Below are 2,374 nucleotides of genomic sequence, written 5' to 3'. Positions count from 1 at the left end.
CAGTGCGAGCATCTGTTTAAAAAATATTTAGAATTTTCTCTTCAGGAATTATTGTCATCTAAAAAAGCCTTAGAGCCTCAGATTTCTTTGTCTGTGCAACCGCTATTATTTGCCTATCAATATGCTCTTTGTGAACTCTGGAAATCGTGGGGAATTTCTCCTTCTGCAATTTTAGGTTCTGGATTAGGGGAATATCTCGCCGCTCAACAAGCGGGCGTTTTTTCCCTTGAAGATACCGTCAAGCTGGTGGCGAAACGCGCTAAAATTAGCCCACAAAACCCCAACTCAGAAGACCTTTTATCCTTGCTCAAAAGCACCCCAGAAGTCGATTCTAACTCCCCCGATATTACCCTAATTTATCAGGGTGAAGTGGTGAAAAAATCTCTCACAAATTTGGTGAATAGAGGGGAAAAGATTAGGCAGAAATCCGACGAAATCGCCCGGGGAATTTCGACTCTGCATCAAATGGGATATAAAATCTTCCTAGAAATGGGAATCGGTGCCAATCTCATTAATATAGGTCGTCAAAAGTTAGGGGTAAATTCAATTCTATGGTTATCTAGTTTAGGGGAAGATTGTCACAGTGACCACCATGAGCAAAGGGTACTAGGTCAACTCTATGTGAGAGGATTTAATATTAACTGGGAAGCCTTTCATCGCTCACATCCAGGGCAAAAAATTAGTTTACCTAATTCGCCTTTTATCCGCAAACGCTACTGGATAAATTCTGGCAATAAATCAGAGTCTTCTAGCTATAAAAACCCTAATTATTACTCTGGACATCCCTTACTAGGCGATCATTTTCCTTCTCCCTTAGCTCTCCTTCAATATCGAGGGAGCATTAGTCAACATAAACCTGCATTTTTAGGAGAACATCAGGTTTTTGATCAGGCCATATTGCCAGCATCTGCCTTAATAGAAATGGCTTTAGCTGCTGGGGAGAATCAAAAAGTTATTTTAGAAAATGTTGAATTTAAGAAGGCATTAATTTTAAAAGATACGGAAGACACATTACAGTTAATCATTGAGCAAAACAGCTTTAAAATTTACCATGCACTTGAGCCAAATTGGGAAGTATTAGTTACTGGAAAAGTTGAGGAATTGAAATCAACTAATTTAACCCATTGTGATTTAGAAGAAATCGCCAAAAATTGTCCTGAAGAAGTCGATATCAACTCCTTTTATGAAACTTATCAAAAATCAGGGATAAATTACGGGAGTAACTTTCGGCTCATTCATCAACTGAAGCGGGGGGAAAATACAGCTTTTGCTCAAATCAAATTAACCGATAGGTTAGAGCGGGAAAAATATCATTTTCATCCTGCTATGTTAGATGCTTGTTTTCAAGGTATTGCTGCCATTTTATTTAAAGAAGAATCCTCAGTAACTTATGTTCCTGTTCGCCTTGGTAAATTGGCATTTTTCCACCCTCCTGATGAGCAGGTAATCAGCGCGGTTCGACTGAAGAACTCCTCCCCTAACCCTAACATTATTATCGCTGATATTGATATCTATTCCCCCCAAGGTCAACCCTTAGCATCCCTCACCAACTTAGAACTAAAAGCCGTTCAATCCCAAGAGATTATCCCCCAAGAAATCCCCCCTCAAATCTATCTAGAAGAATGGATGCCTGGCGAGGAATTATTAGGGAATGGCAGAGACACTTTAGTAGCTCCCCAGGTAATTAAAAATCAAATTCACCCCCCACAGTTAGAACAACAACTAGGGGAAAAATTGGCGCAATATGAGCGCTTAATGGCAGCCTTGGAAAAGTTAAGCGTTGTCTATATCTGGGAAGCCTTAACAAAACTTAATGGACAGCCAAAATTAGGTCAAACTTATTCCGAAGCACAGATAGCAAATCAGGGTCAAATTGTCGATTTTTACCGACCTTTATTATCTCGATGTTTAAGCATTTTAGCTGAAGAAAAAATCGTTAATCAGACAAAAGATGGCTGGTTATTCCTCAAAGAATTAGAAGCACCTTCATCGCCATCGCAAATTAAAATTCTCCGCCAAGAATTTGCCGATTATCCAGCAGAAATTAGTCTCATGGAGCGTTGTGGCTCTGCTTTGGCAGCAGTCATGAGTCGTCAAGTTGAGCCATTAGAATTACTCTTTCCTCAAGGGGATTTAGAAGCGATCGCATCAATTTATTCGGAAGCTGCCGGAGCTAAATTGATGAATCAGTTAGTCGCCACCACAATCAGCCGTGCTATTGAGAATTTCCCCCCCCATTATCCCCTAAGAATTCTCGAAATTGGAGGAGGAACAGGAGCCGTTACTGCTGGCATTTTACCTCACTTACCCACAGAACATATCGAATATGTATTCACCGATATTTCCTCTAGTTTCTTAACAAGAGCTAAGGAAA

General features: G+C 40.1%; 1 protein-coding gene. It reads left to right on the top strand.

Going from position 1 to position 2,374, the window contains the following annotated elements:
- Positions 1–51 precede the first annotated feature (51 nt).
- A partial coding sequence (locus IQ242_RS22610) for a polyketide synthase dehydratase domain-containing protein (RefSeq protein ID WP_255520709.1) occupies positions 52–2,374 on the top strand: 2,323 nt, incomplete at its 3' end.

Source organism: Microcystis sp. LEGE 08355 (genome assembly GCF_015207185.1).
In the GTDB taxonomy this organism is placed as follows: Bacteria; Cyanobacteriota; Cyanobacteriia; order Cyanobacteriales; family Microcystaceae; genus Microcystis; species Microcystis panniformis.
This window is presented reverse-complemented; position numbering and strand designations above follow the sequence as displayed.